General features: G+C 65.8%; 17 protein-coding genes. 14 read left to right on the top strand and 3 right to left on the bottom strand.

Translation table 11 applies throughout. The annotated features are described in order from the left end of the window. Positions 1-465: 465 nt before the first annotated feature. From ABQZ00_RS04760 to ABQZ00_RS04750, 3 genes are all read right to left on the bottom strand, one after another. The gene (locus tag ABQZ00_RS04760) at positions 466-789 is read right to left on the bottom strand and encodes a hypothetical protein (RefSeq protein WP_055849585.1); all 324 of its coding nucleotides are present in this window, start codon (positions 787-789) and stop codon (positions 466-468) included. Beyond that, complete coding sequence (gene murA / locus ABQZ00_RS04755; RefSeq protein WP_055849581.1) at positions 786-2,060, bottom strand: UDP-N-acetylglucosamine 1-carboxyvinyltransferase; 1,275 nt, start codon at positions 2,058-2,060, stop codon at positions 786-788. Before murA ends, ABQZ00_RS04760 begins: the two co-directional genes overlap by 4 nt. Before the next feature lie 131 nt (positions 2,061-2,191). Then, entirely contained in the window at positions 2,192-2,419 is a 228-nt protein-coding gene (locus ABQZ00_RS04750; protein ID WP_017157709.1) for a BolA family protein, read from the bottom strand. A gap of 53 nt (positions 2,420-2,472) precedes the next feature. On the opposite strand from ABQZ00_RS04750, the gene ABQZ00_RS04745 reads away from it, so the two are divergent. The 14 genes from ABQZ00_RS04745 to mgtE all read left to right on the top strand — a co-directional run bounded on the left by ABQZ00_RS04745 (position 2,473) and on the right by mgtE (position 14,664). Then, a complete protein-coding gene (locus ABQZ00_RS04745; RefSeq protein ID WP_115528567.1) occupies positions 2,473-3,474 on the top strand; it encodes a KpsF/GutQ family sugar-phosphate isomerase in 1,002 nt (333 codons plus the stop codon). Between the two features lie 48 nt (positions 3,475-3,522). Continuing rightward, complete coding sequence (locus ABQZ00_RS04740; protein ID WP_323537453.1) at positions 3,523-4,071, top strand: KdsC family phosphatase; 549 nt, start codon at positions 3,523-3,525, stop codon at positions 4,069-4,071. Further along, complete coding sequence (gene lptC, locus ABQZ00_RS04735; RefSeq protein ID WP_323537454.1) at positions 4,068-4,643, top strand: LPS export ABC transporter periplasmic protein LptC; 576 nt, start codon at positions 4,068-4,070, stop codon at positions 4,641-4,643. The genes ABQZ00_RS04740 and lptC overlap by 4 nt, the downstream gene beginning before the upstream one ends. Next, entirely contained in the window at positions 4,621-5,175 is a 555-nt protein-coding gene (lptA, locus tag ABQZ00_RS04730) for a lipopolysaccharide transport periplasmic protein LptA (protein ID WP_115513511.1), read from the top strand. Before lptC ends, lptA begins: the two co-directional genes overlap by 23 nt. Beyond that, positions 5,175-5,894 (top strand): LPS export ABC transporter ATP-binding protein, encoded by a 720-nt coding sequence (gene lptB, locus ABQZ00_RS04725; RefSeq protein ID WP_055849562.1) that lies wholly within the window; start codon positions 5,175-5,177, stop codon positions 5,892-5,894. Before lptA ends, lptB begins: the two co-directional genes overlap by 1 nt. A 40-nt stretch (positions 5,895-5,934) precedes the next feature. After that, positions 5,935-7,374 (top strand): RNA polymerase factor sigma-54, encoded by a 1,440-nt coding sequence (locus ABQZ00_RS04720; protein WP_323537455.1) that lies wholly within the window; start codon positions 5,935-5,937, stop codon positions 7,372-7,374. A gap of 87 nt (positions 7,375-7,461) precedes the next feature. After that, complete coding sequence (hpf, locus tag ABQZ00_RS04715) at positions 7,462-7,779, top strand: ribosome hibernation-promoting factor, HPF/YfiA family (protein ID WP_011037930.1); 318 nt, start codon at positions 7,462-7,464, stop codon at positions 7,777-7,779. Positions 7,780-7,800: 21 nt separating this feature from the next. Further along, positions 7,801-8,259, top strand: coding sequence for a PTS sugar transporter subunit IIA (locus ABQZ00_RS04710; protein ID WP_323537456.1), 459 nt, complete (start codon positions 7,801-7,803; stop codon positions 8,257-8,259). Next, positions 8,256-9,206 carry an HPr(Ser) kinase/phosphatase gene (gene hprK / locus ABQZ00_RS04705; protein WP_016904610.1) on the top strand — a complete coding sequence of 317 codons (951 nt, stop codon included), beginning with the start codon at positions 8,256-8,258 and terminating at the stop codon, positions 9,204-9,206. Before ABQZ00_RS04710 ends, hprK begins: the two co-directional genes overlap by 4 nt. Further along, a complete protein-coding gene (gene rapZ / locus ABQZ00_RS04700) occupies positions 9,203-10,075 on the top strand; it encodes an RNase adapter RapZ (RefSeq protein WP_055849548.1) in 873 nt (290 codons plus the stop codon). The genes hprK and rapZ overlap by 4 nt, the downstream gene beginning before the upstream one ends. A gap of 493 nt (positions 10,076-10,568) precedes the next feature. After that, entirely contained in the window at positions 10,569-10,961 is a 393-nt protein-coding gene (locus ABQZ00_RS04695; RefSeq protein ID WP_055849544.1) for a PTS sugar transporter subunit IIA, read from the top strand. Next, positions 10,954-11,223, top strand: a complete 270-nt coding sequence (locus ABQZ00_RS04690; RefSeq protein WP_005913389.1) for an HPr family phosphocarrier protein — start codon at positions 10,954-10,956, stop codon at positions 11,221-11,223. Before ABQZ00_RS04695 ends, ABQZ00_RS04690 begins: the two co-directional genes overlap by 8 nt. A 58-nt stretch (positions 11,224-11,281) precedes the next feature. Then, a complete protein-coding gene (gene ptsP / locus ABQZ00_RS04685) occupies positions 11,282-13,012 on the top strand; it encodes a phosphoenolpyruvate--protein phosphotransferase (protein WP_323537457.1) in 1,731 nt (576 codons plus the stop codon). A 290-nt stretch (positions 13,013-13,302) separates the two neighbouring features. Further along, entirely contained in the window at positions 13,303-14,664 is a 1,362-nt protein-coding gene (mgtE, locus tag ABQZ00_RS04680; protein WP_055849537.1) for a magnesium transporter, read from the top strand. The last annotated feature ends 86 nt before the right edge of the window (positions 14,665-14,750 follow it).

Below are 14,750 nucleotides of genomic sequence, written 5' to 3'. Positions count from 1 at the left end.
CGTCGAGGGCGCGGTGCCCTCACCGCTCGCGGGACACGCCGTGAACCCATCCCTGGGGGCTCGGTGGCGGCATCGATGCCGCCACACGGTCCCGCAAGCGGCAAGGACACCGCACCAGGAAGTTGGTCGGTAGCCAAGTAAAAGGTTGCCATCTCGCGGGTTGCATTGGCTTGCGAGTACGGCCGCAACTACATGAGATTCAGCGCATCAGAAGCACCTCATGCACTGCTTGCACCATGCACACCGACCATCATGACTGGTTCTTGCCCGCCCACCGTCGCGGGACCTTACGCGGCATGGATGCCGCGTAAGAGCTTACAAGGACGTACTTGCAGCGTGTCCCGCGACGGTGGGCGGGCAAGGGCCCTGCAACGAAGCCGCAGATCAGCCGCTCCACAAGTAATCTGTCCGCGCTGACCTACCGCTTGCGCCAATGGTGATCCATCCGCACGCACCCATCCCTTCTCAGGGCTTGGCAGCAGCCTTGTCATCGCCGGTACTGAACACCGTGCGGCAATCCACGCGGATCTGCGCGTCGTTCTTGCGCCAATAGAACAGATCGCAATGGCGCTTGCCTTCGACGGTCTTTTTTACCGCCACCGCGTAGAACGATTGCGCGATCTCGTTGCGGCTGGCGTTGCCGTCGCCGTTCCAGTCCATGTCCTTGAACTCGACGCCCTGGGTGATGGCCATGCCCACGCTCCAGGCGTAGGCCAGCCACGCCAGGATCAGCACGATCACGCCGAGCAGGATCTTGCGTCGGGTGGTGAAGCGCCCGCGCAGGATCATGCGATGCGCTGGATGGTCGCACCCAGCGCCCCCAGCTTCTCTTCGATGTTTTCGTACCCACGGTCCAGGTGGTAGATGCGATCGATGGTGGTGTCGCCATCGGCCACCAGCCCGGCCAGGATCAACGAGGCCGACGCGCGCAGATCGGTCGCCATTACCGGCGCGCCGCTGAGACGTTCGGCGCCGCGCACGATGGCGGTGTGGCCTTCGACCTGGATATCCGCGCCCAGGCGCAGCAGTTCGTTGACGTGCATGAAGCGGTTTTCGAAGATCGTTTCGTTGATCACACCCACGCCGTCGGCCACGCAGTTGAGCGCCATGAATTGCGCCTGCATGTCGGTGGGAAACGCCGGGTACGGCGCGGTGGTCAGGTTGACCGCGCGCGGGCGCTTGCCGTGCATGTCCAGGGTGACGCTGTCGGCGGTGGTGGTGATGGTGGCGCCGGCTTCGGTGAGCTTGTCCAGCACCGCATCCAGGGTGTCCGGACGCGCGCGACGCACGGTGACGCTACCACCGGTCATCGCCGCAGCGACCAGAAAGGTGCCGGTTTCGATGCGATCCGGCAGCACCGCGTGGTGCCCGCCCCCCAGACGCTCGACGCCGTGCACCACGATGCGCGGCGTACCGGCACCTTCGATCTGCGCACCTAGCGCGATCAGGCAGTCGGCAAGGTCGGTGACCTCCGGCTCCATCGCCGCGTTTTCCAGCACCGTGGTGCCTTCGGCCAGCACGGCGGCCATCAGCACGTTTTCGGTGCCAGTGACGCTGACCATGTCGAACACGTAACGGCCGCCCTTCAGACGCCCATTGCTGGTGGCCTTGATGTAGCCGTTCTCCACACTGATCTCTGCACCCAGCGCCTGCAGGCCCTTGATGTGCTGGTCCACCGGGCGCGAACCGATCGCGCAACCGCCGGGCAGCGACACTTCGGCGGTGCCGTAGCGCGCCAGCAGCGGGCCCAGCACCAGGATCGAGGCGCGCATGGTCTTGACCAGCTCGTACGGGGCAACCTGATGGGTCACCGAGCGCGGATCGACCAGGATCGAGCGGCCCTTGGCCAGCGTGCCTTCGTCTATGGTGACCTCGGCGCCCAGCTCGCTGAGCAGCTTCACCGTGGTGATCACATCGTGCAGGTGCGGCACGTTACTGATTTCCACCGGCGCATCGGCCAGCAGGGTGGCGCACAGGATCGGCAGCACTGCGTTCTTGGCGCCGGAAATATTGACTTCGCCATGCAGCGCTTGGCCGCCGGTCACTACGATTTTTGCCATGGGAGCTTGGGAGATCCGAAAGAGATGTCGGGGGAATGAGATATCGCGGGATAAGAGCTGAGACAACGGCGTGCCGGACGACGCGCCCCGGGCGGCACTACGGCCGGGGCCGGTCTGCCCGACGGCGCCGCTCAGCCTTCGTCGGGGGTCAGCGTCTTGAGCTGCAGCGCGTGGATCGCGCCACCCATCAAATCGCCCAGGGTCGCGTAGACCATGCGGTGGCGCGCCAACGGGGCCTTGCCGGCGAATGCCGGGCTGACCACGGTCGCCTCGAAGTGCACACCGTCGTCGCCGTGCACGTCGACGCGGGCTTCGGGCAAGCCGGATTCGATGAGTTTACGGATGGTTTCGGCGTCCACAGGGCGTTTCCTCATAAAATGAGCGCACATTCTACTCTTCACCCGAGTCCCGCATGGCCGTCTCGCACCTGCCCACCGCCACCGTCAGCGACGCCAGCCTGGTCGCCAGCGGCCAGCGCGTGCTGGAGATCGAGCGTGAAGCCCTCGCCAGCGTGGGCGCGCGCATCGGCAACGCGTTTGCCGCGGCCTGCCGGCTGGTGCTGGCGTCGCGCGGGCGGGTGGTGGCCACCGGCATGGGCAAATCCGGCCATATCGCGCGCAAGATCGCCGCCACCCTGGCCTCCACCGGCACCCCGGCGTTCTTCGTGCATCCCGGCGAAGCCGGGCATGGCGACCTGGGCATGATCACCGAGGCCGATATCGTGCTGGCGCTGTCGTATTCGGGCGAATCGGACGAAGTGCGCATGCTGCTGCCGGTGCTCAAGCGCCAGGGCAACCCGATCATCGCCATGACCGGCCGCCCCGGCTCCAGTCTGGCCCTGGCCGCCGACGTGCACCTGGATGTCAGCGTCTCCGCCGAGGCCTGCCCGCTGCACCTGGCGCCGACCTCCAGCACCACTGCCTCGCTGGCAATGGGCGATGCGCTGGCGGTGGCGCTGCTGGATGCGCGCGGTTTTACCGCCGACGACTTTGCGCGCTCGCACCCGGCCGGCAGCCTGGGCCGGCGCCTGCTGCTGCACATCACCGACGTCATGCACGGCGGCGATGACCTGCCCAGCGTGCGCGAAGATGCCAGCCTGAGCCAGGCGCTGATGGAAATGAGCCGCAAGCGCCTGGGCATGACGGCGGTGGTCGACAACGACGGTCGCCTGATCGGGCTATTTACCGACGGCGACCTGCGCCGCGCGCTGGACAGCGACATCGACGTGCGCAGCGCCGGCATTGCCGAGGTGATGACGCGCAACCCGCGCACCATCGGCGCCGACCAGCTGGCCGCCGAGGCCGCGCGGCTGATGGAGGACTACAAGATCAATGGCCTGATCGTGGTGGACGCGCAGCAGCGCGCCGTCGGCGCATTGAACATTCACGACCTGTTGCGCGCCAAGGTGGTTTAACAGGTTCAGTTTTCAACCGCGGAACCCCGTTCTCACCCATTCGTGCCGATGCCCTACTCTCCTTTGCAGCACCTCCCCGCCGAGCTGATCGAACGCGCCGCGCGTATCCGCCTGGCCTGTTTCGACGTCGACGGCACCCTGACCGACGGGCGCCTGTACTACGACCACGCCGGCAATGAGAGCAAGTCCTTCAATGTGCTCGACGGCCAGGGCCTCAAACAGCTGGACCATGCCGGCATCCACGTGGCGCTGATCACCGCGCGCGCCAGCCTGTCGGCAGAAAAGCGCGGCCAGGATCTGGGCCTGCACGTGCAGATCGGGGTCAAGAACAAGCGCCTGGCGGTGCTGGCGCTGTGCCAGGAACACGGCCTGTCGCTGGACCAGGTGTTGTTCATGGGTGACGACCTGCCCGACCTGCCGGCGTTACTGGCGGTTGGCCTGCCGGTGGCACCGGCCAATGCGCACCCCTGGGTCGCCGAGCGCGTGCAGTGGCACACCCAGGCCCGTGGCGGCGAAGGCGCCGCCCGTGAGGTCTGCGATGTGGTGCTTGCCGCGCAAGGCCAGGTCGAGGGCATCATCGAAAGGTTTTCCGCATGAACTTGAACTGGCGCACCATGCTAGGCGTCGTGTTGTTTGCTGCGGCCGCCATCTCCGGCTGGTCGGCATGGCAGCAGCGCGCGCGCCCGGTTGCGGCAGCGGTGGACGAGTCGAAAGTCGACTACGTGCTGCGCGACTTCGAACTGATCGCCCTGGACAAGCAGAGCGGCAAGGAATCGATGACGCTGCGCGCGCCGGAAATGCACCGCAACCGCGCCGATCAGACCTCCGACATCACCACGCCGGTGTTCTTGCTGCCCGACAACGCAAACCAGCCGTGGACGCTGCGCGCAAAGACCGGCTGGGTCAGCCCCAAGGGCGACGAGCTGCGCTTGCGCGGCGATGTCGAAGGGGACAGCCCGACCGCCGGCGCGACGCCGCCCACCACCTTCCGTACCGAGAGTCTGGACGTGTTTCCGCAGCAAAACCTCGCCAAGACCGCTGCTCCGGTGACCATGCGCCGGCCGGGTATCATGCAAAGCGGGGTCGGCTTCGAGGCCGATCTCAAATCACGCCAGTACAAGCTCCTTTCTCAGGTCAAGACCCGCTATGAACCGAATGCTGCCCGCTAAACTGGCGTTTGCCGCGCTGCTGTTGCCTGCCATGGCGATGGCCAAGACCAGCGATCGCAATCAGCCGATGGCGATCGACTCCAATGCCAACGACTGCAACATGCTCGACGACAGCGGCAAGTGCCGTTTCAGCGGCAATGTGGTGATCACCCAGGGCACGCTTGAAATCCACGCCGATACCGCCGACATCTTCCAGAAGAACGGCCAGACCGACCGTGTGGTGCTCAACGGCAAGCAGGCCACGCTCAAGCAGCAGATGGACGACGGCGCGATGATGAACGGCCAGGCCGACAACATCGAATACAAGGTCGCCGACGAGATCATCATTCTGACCGGCAACTACAAGGTCGACTCGCCCAAGGGCACCAACGCCGGCCAGCGCATGGTCTACAACACCAAGACCGGCAATATGCAGAGCGGCGGCGATGGCAGCCGCGTGCGCACCATCATCCAGCCCAAGAATGCAGCCCCCGCCGCGGCAACGCCGGCACCGGCCGCCAAACCTGCCGCCAAGCCGCAGGGGAAGAAGTAATGCTGGTCGCCACCGGTCTGCGCAAGAAGTACAAGCAACGCGAAGTGGTCAAGGAATTCGGCCTTACGCTCGAGGCCGGCGAAGTGGTTGGCCTGCTCGGCCCCAACGGTGCCGGCAAGACCACCTGCTTCTACATGATCGTCGGCCTGGTCGAAGCCGACGCCGGGCGCATCGAACTGGATGGACGCGACCTTACCGCCGAGCCGATGTACGCTCGCGCCAAGCTAGGTGTGGGGTACCTGCCGCAGGAACCGTCGATCTTCCGCAAGCTCACCGTGGCCGACAACATCCGGCTGGTGCTGGAGCTGCGCGAGGAACTGGACACCGCCGGCCGCGAGAAGGAACTGGTTTCGCTGTTGGAAGAATTGCAGATCACCCACGTGGCCGATCAGCTCGGCGCCAGCCTCTCCGGCGGCGAGCGCCGCCGCTGCGAGATTGCCCGCGCGCTGGCCGCAAAGCCGCGCATGATGTTGCTGGACGAACCGTTTGCCGGCGTGGACCCGATTTCGGTCGGCGAGATCCAGCGCATCATCATTCACCTCAAGGAACGCGGCATCGGCGTGCTGATCACCGATCACAACGTGCGCGAGACCTTGGGAATCTGCGACCGCGCGTATATCCTCGCCGAGGGGGGCGTGCTGGCGCAGGGGGCACCGGACGCGCTGCTAGCCAATCCCGACGTCCGTCGCGTGTATCTGGGGGAAACTTTCCGCCTTTGAGCGCGTCGCCGCGCCATCGATTCTTCCAGTCAGTGCCTGCATGAAAGCCCGGCTTCAGACATCGCTAGGACAGCAGCTGGTCATGACGCCGCAATTGCGTCAGGCGATCAAGCTATTGCAGATGTCCACCACCGAGCTGGAACTGGAAATCGCCGAAGCGGTGGAAACCAACCCGCTGCTGGAATGGGCCGACGAAGCCGCGCATGCGGCCGGCGACACACCGGTGGAGTCCTCGTCGTCCTCGTCCAGCGAGGAACCCCAGCGCGAAGAACCGGCACCTGCCGAACGCGACGACGATTGGTCGCAGGACGAATTGCAGTGGACCGGCTCGGGCAGCGGCGGCAGTTTCGACGATGACGAGTCCGGCGATGCCGCCGAGCGCGTGGCCGAATCGGAAACCCTGGCCGACCATCTGCTGTGGCAGCTGCACCTGTCGCCGTTGTCGCCACGCGACCGCCAGATTGGCGCGATGCTGATCGACGCGCTGGACGAAGACGGTTATCTGCGCGAACCGCTGTCGGCCATTCTCGAAACACTGGCGCTGGGCGCTGCGGTGGACGAGGCGGAAGTACTGACCGTGCTGCATCAGATCCAGCGTTTCGACCCGGTCGGGGTGGGTGCGCGCACGCTGGGCGAGTGTCTGGCGCTGCAGCTGGCGGTGCTCGACCCGGCCATCCCGGGGCGCGACCTGGCGCTGCAGATCGTCGCCGGCCCGCTGGAACGGCTGCCGCGTGCCGGTGTGCCCGGCCTGGCGCACGAACTCAAACGCTCCGCCGCCGATGTCGAACAGGCCGTGCAGTTGGTGCGCTCGCTGGACCCGCGCCCGGGCAAGCAGATCGGCGACCTGTCGCAGGACACCTACGTGGTGCCCGACTGCGTGATCTGGCGCCAGCGCGGCGTCTGGCGCGCGTCGCTGGCCGGCCGCTCGCAGCCCAAGGTCACCATCCATCGCGGCTACGAAAACCTGATCCGCAGCTGCGGCGAATCCGACGCCGGCTATCTGCGCGGGCAATTGCAGGAGGCCCGCTGGCTGCTCAAGAGCCTGGAAGCTCGTGGCGAAACCCTGCTGCGGGTGGTGCGTTGCCTGTTGCAGCACCAGGCCGGGTTTCTGGAATTCGGCGCGCAGGCGCTGCGCCCGCTGACCCTGCGCGAGATCGCCGGCGAGCTCGGCCTGCACGAATCCACCATTTCCCGCGCCATTGCCCGCAAATACGTGCGCACCCCGCGCGGCACCATCGCGCTGCGCTCGTTCTTTGCCTCCGGCATCGACACCGACAGCGGCGGCGAAGCCTCCAGCACCGCCATCCAGGCCATGATCCGGCGCCTGATCGACGCGGAAAACCCGCGCAAACCCTTGTCGGACGCCAAGTTGGCAGATCTGTTGAAAACTTCCGGCGTACCAGTGGCGCGGCGCACCGTTGCGAAGTATCGTGAGGCCATGAACATTTCCGCCTCCCACGAACGCGTACGCATCGCCTGACGTTGCAACCACCGCAACGCCGGCCTGCGCCGGGTTAGTCGGATCACCGGAACGGTTCATTGGCCCACCGACCAATGGAGGTATCCGATGCGCATCGAGACGTATGGCCACCAGCTTGAAGTGACCCCCGCCCTGCGGGACTACGTGGCAAGCAAGCTGCAGCGACTGCAGCGCCATTTCGACCAGCACTGCGAAGTTCGAACGCAGCTGGCGGTTCGCAAGCCGGACCACCACGTGGTCGCCACCGTCAACCTTCCCGGTCGCACCCTGCACGCAGATGCCAGCGGCTCCACCATGTATGCGGCCATCGACCTGCTGGTCGACAAGCTCGACCGCCTGGTGCTCAAGCACAAAGAAAAGAAATGTAACCACCACGCACGCGAGGTGCGCGACAATCCCGCATGACGCTTCCCGCTTGATGCCCTCATGCCTTTAACCGATCTGATGGCGGCCGTGCGCACCGTGGTGTCGCCGGCCGCCGATCGCGACACCGTCCTGCACACCGCCGCCGAGTTGCTGTCCTGCCGACAGGCCGGCGCCGACGAGCTCTACGCCAACCTGTGCGAGCGCGAGGCCCTGGGCAGTACCGCCATCGGCCATGGCATCGCCATTCCGCATGGACGCTGCCCCAATCTGACCGAACCCCGCGGCGCCCTGCTGCGGCTGGACGCCCCGGTCGTGTTCGGCGGCGACGAACCGGTGGATCTGGTATTCGCCATGGCGGTGCCTGCGCACTACACCCACCAACACCTGATGCTGTTGTCTGAACTGGCCGAGCGCTTCTCCGACCCGCAGTTCCGTCAGCAGCTGCGCGCCGCGCCCGATGCCGACGCGCTGATGGCCCTGCTCACCGATGCGCCTCCACCACAGGCCAGCGCGGCATGAATACCAGCATCACCGCACGCGAATTGTTCGACCAGCAGCGCGACAAGCTGGCGCTGCGCTGGGTCGCCGGGCAGAAAGGCGAGCACCGCGAGATCGAGGCCGGCAGCAACAATGCCCGCCGCCCGTCGCTGGCCGGCTATCTCAATGTGATCTATCCCAACAAGGTGCAGATCCTGGGCACCGAAGAGCTGGCCTGGCTGGATTCGCTGGACGCGCGGCAGCGCTGGGAAACCATCGAAAAGATCATCCAGGTGCAGCCGTTGGCACTGGCGATCAGCAAGAACCAGTCGTGCCCGGAAGATCTGCGCGCGGCGGCCGATGAATCCAACACCCCGCTGTGGATCTCACCCAAGCGCGGCCATGAGCTGCTCAACCACCTCTCTTACCACCTGGCGCGCACGCTGGCGCCGCGGGTCACGCTGCATGGCGTGTTCATGGAGATCTATTCGATCGGCGTGCTGATCACCGGCGAAGCCGGCTCGGGCAAGAGCGAGCTGGCGCTGGAACTGCTCAGCCGCGGCCACCGCCTGGTGGCCGACGATGCGCCGGAATTCACCCAGATCGCTCCCGACGTACTCGATGGCACCTGCCCCGAATTGCTGCAGGACCTGCTGGAAGTGCGCGGCCTGGGCGTGTTGAACGTGCGCGACATGTTCGGCGACACCGCGGTGAAGAAGAACAAGTACCTGCGCCTGATCGTGCACCTGACCCGGCCGATGACCGAGCCCACGCCGTCCGGCTATGAGCGCCTGACCGGCGATTCCGGCAGCCGCCACGTGCTGGATCTGGATGTGCCGCTGATCACCCTGCCGGTGATGCCGGGCCGCAACCTGGCCGTGCTCACCGAGGCTGCCACCCGGCTGCATATCCTGCGCACCAAGGGCATCGACCCGGCGGCGATGTTCATCGCCCGCCACAGCAACCTGCTGGAGCGACGCACGCCATGAGCATCACGCCCTCCACGCTGATGATCGTGAGCGGGCTGTCCGGCTCGGGTAAATCGGTCGCGCTGAAAACCTTCGAAGACCTGGATTACTACTGCTCGGACAATCTGCCGGTCGAGCTGCTGCCGGACTTCGTCAAGAGCCGCCTGCGCGGCAACCCGATCGGCGACCAGCGCCTGGCGGTCGGTATCGACGTGCGTAGTCGCAGCGACCTCACCCAGTTGGCGCAATGGCGCCAGGCCGCGCAGGAATACGGCATCGAGGCACGCCTGCTGTTTTTCGAAGCCAGCGACGAAGCGCTGATCAAACGCTATGCCGACACCCGCCGCCGTCATCCGCTGAGCCATCTCGGCCTGGCGTTGCCGGAGGCGATCACGCGCGAGCGGCAGTTGACCGAGCCGCTACGCGCGCAGGCCGACGCCATCATCGATACCAGCACGCTCAACGTGCATCAACTGCGTCGCCGCGTGGTCACCGAGTTTGCGCTCGGCTCCAACGACCGTCTGTCGCTGCTGTTCGAATCGTTCGCCTACAAGCGCGGCGTGCCGGCCGAAGCCGACTTCGTGTTCGATGCGCGCGTGCTACCCAACCCGCACTGGGACCCCGAGCTACGCCCGCTCACCGGCCGCGATGCCGGCGTGCGCAACTATCTGGATAACGAGGCGGACGTGCAGCGCTACAGTGCGCAGATCGTGGACCTGCTCGATACCTGGCTGCCGCGGCTGCGCAACGATACCCGCAGCTACGTGACCATCGCCTTCGGCTGCACCGGCGGCAAGCATCGCTCGGTATACATGGCCGAACGCATGGCGCGGCATGCGCGCGAACAGGGCTGGCCGGAAGTGGCGACGTTTCATCGCGAGCAGGACTGATTGGGGCCGGGATTTGGAATTCGGGATTGGGGATTGGTCAAAGCGATCAAGCGCTGTCCTGCGTGCTGTGACGAATTTGACTGAACTGGATTGGAAGGTTTCTTTTGCGGGTTGACGCGTTGCCTACGCGTCGTTGGCGTGGATCGCGGGACTGGATGTAGCTGGCGCGCTTTGTTGCGGCTTGCTTAGTCTTTATGCGGCATCGCAGATTGCAGGTGCTTGGACATGCGCGCGCGCTTTGCAGAACCTGTAGGCCTCATCCTTTATCTGGACGTGCACTGCTCCGCAAAGTGCGAACTGCAGCGCTCGCTTACTGTGTGTTCGGCAGCGACCTGATGCGCGTCATGGATCATTCGTCACAGCCGCTGCAACGCGCTTGTTGCGCGCCGCGCACGCGCTCTGTTGCTGCGGTCCTAAACGGCTATTCAGTTCGCAACGCATCGGTGCAGGTAAACGCTATCGCGCAGTCACGCTGACCTGTTAACGTTTCAGCATGGCCTGTGGCATTCTCCTCATTACTCATCCCGGCATCGGCGCAGCGTTGTTGAACGTGGCGACGGGGCTGTTGCGGCATTTGCCGCTGAAGACCGAAGCATTCGATGTGCCGTTCGATGCAGACCTGGACGCATTGTTGCCCCAGGCCTCGACGGCGATGCGTCGGGTCGACAGCGGCGACGGCGTGCTGGTCATGACCGACCTGTATGGCGCAAGCCCCAGCAATCTCGCCAGCCGGTTGGCCAAGCTGGGCACGCCGGTTCGCCGGGTGTCCGCGCTGAGCCTGCCGATGCTGCTGCGGGTGATGAATTACCCAGAACAAGGTTTGCAGGAGCTGCCCGCCACCGCGGCGGCCGGTACCCGCAACGGAGCGATCATCGACGATGCTTGAACGCGAACTCATTGTGTCCAACCGACTCGGACTGCACGCGCGGGCAACCGCCAAGCTGGTGCAGACGCTGTCGTCCTATCGCAGCAACGCCACGCTGGCCGCCAAGGGCCGCGAGGTGAACGCCAAGAGCATCATGGGCGTGATGTTGCTGGCCGCCGGCCAAGGCACCAGCGTGGTGGTGCGACTGGATGGCGAAGACGAAGCCGAGGCCTTGCAGGCCCTGGTGGACTTGTTCGAGCGTCGTTTCGACGAGGACAGCTGAGCATGCGCGGCGTCGGCGCTGTTGCGACCGACACGGCGCCGCTGCGCCAGGCACACGCATGAGTCTGCGCCTGCGCGGACATGGCGCCTCGCGCGGCAATGCGCTCGGGCGCGCGCGCGTACGCCAGAGCCACACGCTGGAAGTGGCCGAACAACGCGTGCCCGCCAACCAGGTGGAAACGCAGTTGCAGCGCCTGCACACCGCCATCGAGGCAGCACGCGTCGAAATGCAGGAGCTGCGCGACCGCCTGCATGGTGCGCTGGCGCGCGAAGTCGGCGAATTTCTCGAACTGCATGCGCTGCTGCTGGACGACCCGGAATTGCTGCTGGGGCTGGATGAGCTGATTCGCACCCACCGCTACAGCGCCGACTACGCGCTGCGCGTGCAGCGCGACCGGCTGGCGGCAGTGTTCGATGGCATGGAAGACGCGTATCTCAAGAGCCGCATGGACGATCTGGATCACGTGATCGGCCGCATCCATGCGTTCTTGCACAAGCGTGCGCCCGACCTCAAGGGCGTGGCCGGCGAGATCCTGGTCTGCGACAACGTGGCGCCGTCCGAACTGGCGCAGCTGCAGGCGCAAGGCGTGGTCGGCATCGTCACCACCGCCGGCAGCGCGCTGTCGCATAGCGCGATCCTGGCGCGCAGCCTGCATCTGCCGCTGGTGGTGGGTGTGGCCGACGCGGTGCAGCGGATCGACGATGGCGATGTCCTGATCGTCGATGCCGGCTCCGGCCAGGTAATCGTCGACCCCACGCCCGACCATCTGCGCGACTACCGCGAGCGTTTACGCACGCTGGCCAAGGAGCAGCGCGAACTCGGCCGGCTGCGCTCCAAGCCCACGCGCACCCGCGACAACGTCGATATCACCCTGCTGGCCAACGCCGAGTCGCTGGAAGACGTCGCGCGCGCGCATGCGCTGGGCGCCAGCGGTCTGGGCCTGTACCGCACCGAATTCCTGTTCCTGCAGCGCAACGAGCTGCCGGACGAAGACGAGCAGTTCCAGACCTATCGCGACACCGTACTGGGCATGAGCGGCCGCCCGGTAACCATTCGCACGTTGGATCTGGGCGCCGACAAGGCCGACCGCACCGGCCTGACCTTGAGCGACGAAGACAACCCGGCCCTGGGCCTGCGTGGCGTGCGCCTGTCGCTGGCCCGCCCTGCGGTGGCGCAGGCGCAGTTGCGCGCGATCCTGCGCGCCTCCGGCTATGGCCCGGTGCGCATTCTGGTGCCGATGGTCAGCGGCCGCGAAGAAATCCAGTTGGTGCGCAAACAGCTGAAAAAGCTCACCGCGCAGCTGCGTGATGAAGGCCACGAGATTGCCGAGCACATTCCGCTCGGCGCGATGATCGAGGTGCCTGCCGCGGCACTGGCGCTGGATTGCTTTATCGACGACATCGACTTCCTGTCGATCGGCACCAACGATCTGGTGCAGTACCTGCTGGCGGTGGATCGCAATAACGAGGCGCTGGGCGAGTTGTATTCGCCACTGCATCCGGCGGTGTTGCGGCTGATTGCGCAGGTGATCGCCACCGGGCGGGCGTACGGCAAGCCAGTGGCGGTGTGCGGCGAGATTGCCGGCGACCCGCGGTTCGTGCCGATGTTGCTGGCGTTGGGGCTCACCGAGTTCAGCCTGCACCCGGCCACCTTGCTGGAAGTGCGCCGCGCGGTACGCGACATCCACCTGGGCGAGCTGCGCGTGCATGGCGACAAACTATTGCGCGCACGCGACCGCAAGGGCATCGAGAAGTGGCTGGCCTGCAATGCGCAGGCTGTGTTGCGTTAGCGACAGCAGCGACTATGCACCACGACGCCAGACCTTCCGCGCATGCAGGCGGTACGCAGAGTCGGCCACTCCATCGCCACTGGCGCACGTAGCGCGTCGTTCGCCCGATACGGCAAGAATCTGCGCAAACGCGTTCACCGCAGCAGGGCGCTTGCCGCACCGCTTCGGCAATCTGCATGCGGATCGCCACGCCGCTGTATGTTTCGTCACCATGCGCAAGCGATAATGCCGTGCTGATCCAGCACCGCGTCTCCTACTGACGGCGCGTCCACTCTTCCGGGGAGCCGCGCATGGCCGAAGCCGTCCGCCACGACAAGACTGCGCGCCAGCTACGATTGCTGTCCGACGCGCTGGATAGCGGACGCCTGGGACCGGTACGCCGGCTGGTCAACACGCTGGCGCCGGCGGAGATCGGCAACCTGCTCGAATCGCTGCCGCCCGGCAAGCGCGAAGTGGTGTGGGGTCTGGTCGACCCGGAAGACGATGGCGAAGTGCTGCTGCATGTCGGCGACGAAGTGCGCGAAAGCCTGCTGGCCGACATGGACACCGATGAAATCGTCGCCGCGGTCGAAGACCTGGACATCGACGATCTGGCCAATCTGGTCGAAGACCTGCCCGACACCGTCATCGACGAAGTGCTCAAGTCGATGGACCGCGAGAACCGCGAGCGGCTGGAGCAGGTGCTGTCGTATCCGGAAGACACCGCCGGCCGCCTGATGAACCCGGACGTGGTGACGGTGCGCGCCGACGTCAATGTCGATGTGGTGCTGCGCTATCTGCGCCTGCGCGGCGAGCTGCCCGATCACACCGATCACCTGTATGTGGTGAGCCGACGTCATCAGTACCTGGGCCGCGTGTCGCTGGCCGCGCTGGTCACGCATGAGGACAGCACGCCGGTCAACCGGTTGATCGACGACGAACAACCGGCGATCGATGTGGGCGATGGCTCGGACGAGGTGGCGCGGCGCTTCTCCGATCACGACTGGATCTCCGCCCCGGTGGTGGACGACAACAACATCCTGCTCGGTCGCATCACCATCGATGACGTGGTGGATATCATCCGCGAGCAGGCCGAGCACCAGGCCATGAGCGCGGCCGGTCTGGACGAAGACGAGGACATGTTCAGCCCGGCGCGGCGTGCATTCCGTCGCCGGCTGATCTGGCTGGGCATCAATCTATGCACCGCTTTTCTGGCCTCCAGCGTGGTCAGCCGCTTCGAAGGCACCATCGAAAAACTGGTGGCGCTTGCGGCATTGATGCCGATCGTGGCCGGCATGGGCGGCAACGCCGGCACCCAGGTGCTGGCACTGATGGTGCGCGGCCTGGCGCTGGGGCAGATCGGCTCGTCCAACGTGATGACCCTGCTCAAGAAGGAACTCACGGTCGCGCTGATCAACGGCCTGTTCCTGGGCGTGGGGCTTGGCCTGATCGTGCTGGCCTGGTTCCGTCAGCCGATGCTGTCGCTGGTGATCGGCACCGCGCTGACCTTGAACATGCTTACCGCTGCCTTCGGCGGCGTGCTGGTGCCGGTGACGCTCAAACGGTTGGGCTTCGATCCGGCGCTGGCCGGCGGCGTGATCCTGACCACACTGACCGACGTGATGGGCTTTTTGAGCTTCCTGGGCCTGGCCACGTTGATCCTGATGCCGTGAGCGCGTGTGCCTGATCGTGTGTGCGCGCAGCCAAGAGTGAAGAACCGCATGACGCGTCCATGCCGATCGCCGCAGCGCGACGTGCC

Origin of the sequence: Xanthomonas sp. WHRI 10204, assembly GCF_040202875.1 — a bacterium.
GTDB lineage: Bacteria > Pseudomonadota > Gammaproteobacteria > Xanthomonadales > Xanthomonadaceae > Xanthomonas.
Note: the sequence above shows the minus strand (reverse complement) of the source record. Positions and strands in the feature narration are given on the sequence as shown.

What these genes read in the sequence shown, in the direction of transcription:
- ABQZ00_RS04745 (WP_115528567.1), top strand. Translation starts at nt 2,473, where the DNA reads ATGGCCGTCTCGCACCTGCCCACCGCCACCGTCAGCGACGCCAGCCTG.
- ptsP (WP_323537457.1), top strand. Translation starts at nt 11,282, where the DNA reads ATGAGTCTGCGCCTGCGCGGACATGGCGCCTCGCGCGGCAATGCGCTC.
- mgtE (WP_055849537.1), top strand. Translation starts at nt 13,303, where the DNA reads ATGGCCGAAGCCGTCCGCCACGACAAGACTGCGCGCCAGCTACGATTG.
- lptC (WP_323537454.1), top strand. Translation starts at nt 4,068, where the DNA reads ATGAACTTGAACTGGCGCACCATGCTAGGCGTCGTGTTGTTTGCTGCG.
- ABQZ00_RS04760 (WP_055849585.1), bottom strand. Translation starts at nt 789, where the DNA reads ATGATCCTGCGCGGGCGCTTCACCACCCGACGCAAGATCCTGCTCGGC.
- ABQZ00_RS04710 (WP_323537456.1), top strand. Translation starts at nt 7,801, where the DNA reads ATGCCTTTAACCGATCTGATGGCGGCCGTGCGCACCGTGGTGTCGCCG.
- murA (WP_055849581.1), bottom strand. Translation starts at nt 2,060, where the DNA reads ATGGCAAAAATCGTAGTGACCGGCGGCCAAGCGCTGCATGGCGAAGTC.
- ABQZ00_RS04690 (WP_005913389.1), top strand. Translation starts at nt 10,954, where the DNA reads ATGCTTGAACGCGAACTCATTGTGTCCAACCGACTCGGACTGCACGCG.
- rapZ (WP_055849548.1), top strand. Translation starts at nt 9,203, where the DNA reads ATGAGCATCACGCCCTCCACGCTGATGATCGTGAGCGGGCTGTCCGGC.
- ABQZ00_RS04740 (WP_323537453.1), top strand. Translation starts at nt 3,523, where the DNA reads ATGCCCTACTCTCCTTTGCAGCACCTCCCCGCCGAGCTGATCGAACGC.
- hprK (WP_016904610.1), top strand. Translation starts at nt 8,256, where the DNA reads ATGAATACCAGCATCACCGCACGCGAATTGTTCGACCAGCAGCGCGAC.
- ABQZ00_RS04695 (WP_055849544.1), top strand. Translation starts at nt 10,569, where the DNA reads ATGGCCTGTGGCATTCTCCTCATTACTCATCCCGGCATCGGCGCAGCG.
- lptB (WP_055849562.1), top strand. Translation starts at nt 5,175, where the DNA reads ATGCTGGTCGCCACCGGTCTGCGCAAGAAGTACAAGCAACGCGAAGTG.
- ABQZ00_RS04720 (WP_323537455.1), top strand. Translation starts at nt 5,935, where the DNA reads ATGAAAGCCCGGCTTCAGACATCGCTAGGACAGCAGCTGGTCATGACG.
- hpf (WP_011037930.1), top strand. Translation starts at nt 7,462, where the DNA reads ATGCGCATCGAGACGTATGGCCACCAGCTTGAAGTGACCCCCGCCCTG.
- lptA (WP_115513511.1), top strand. Translation starts at nt 4,621, where the DNA reads ATGAACCGAATGCTGCCCGCTAAACTGGCGTTTGCCGCGCTGCTGTTG.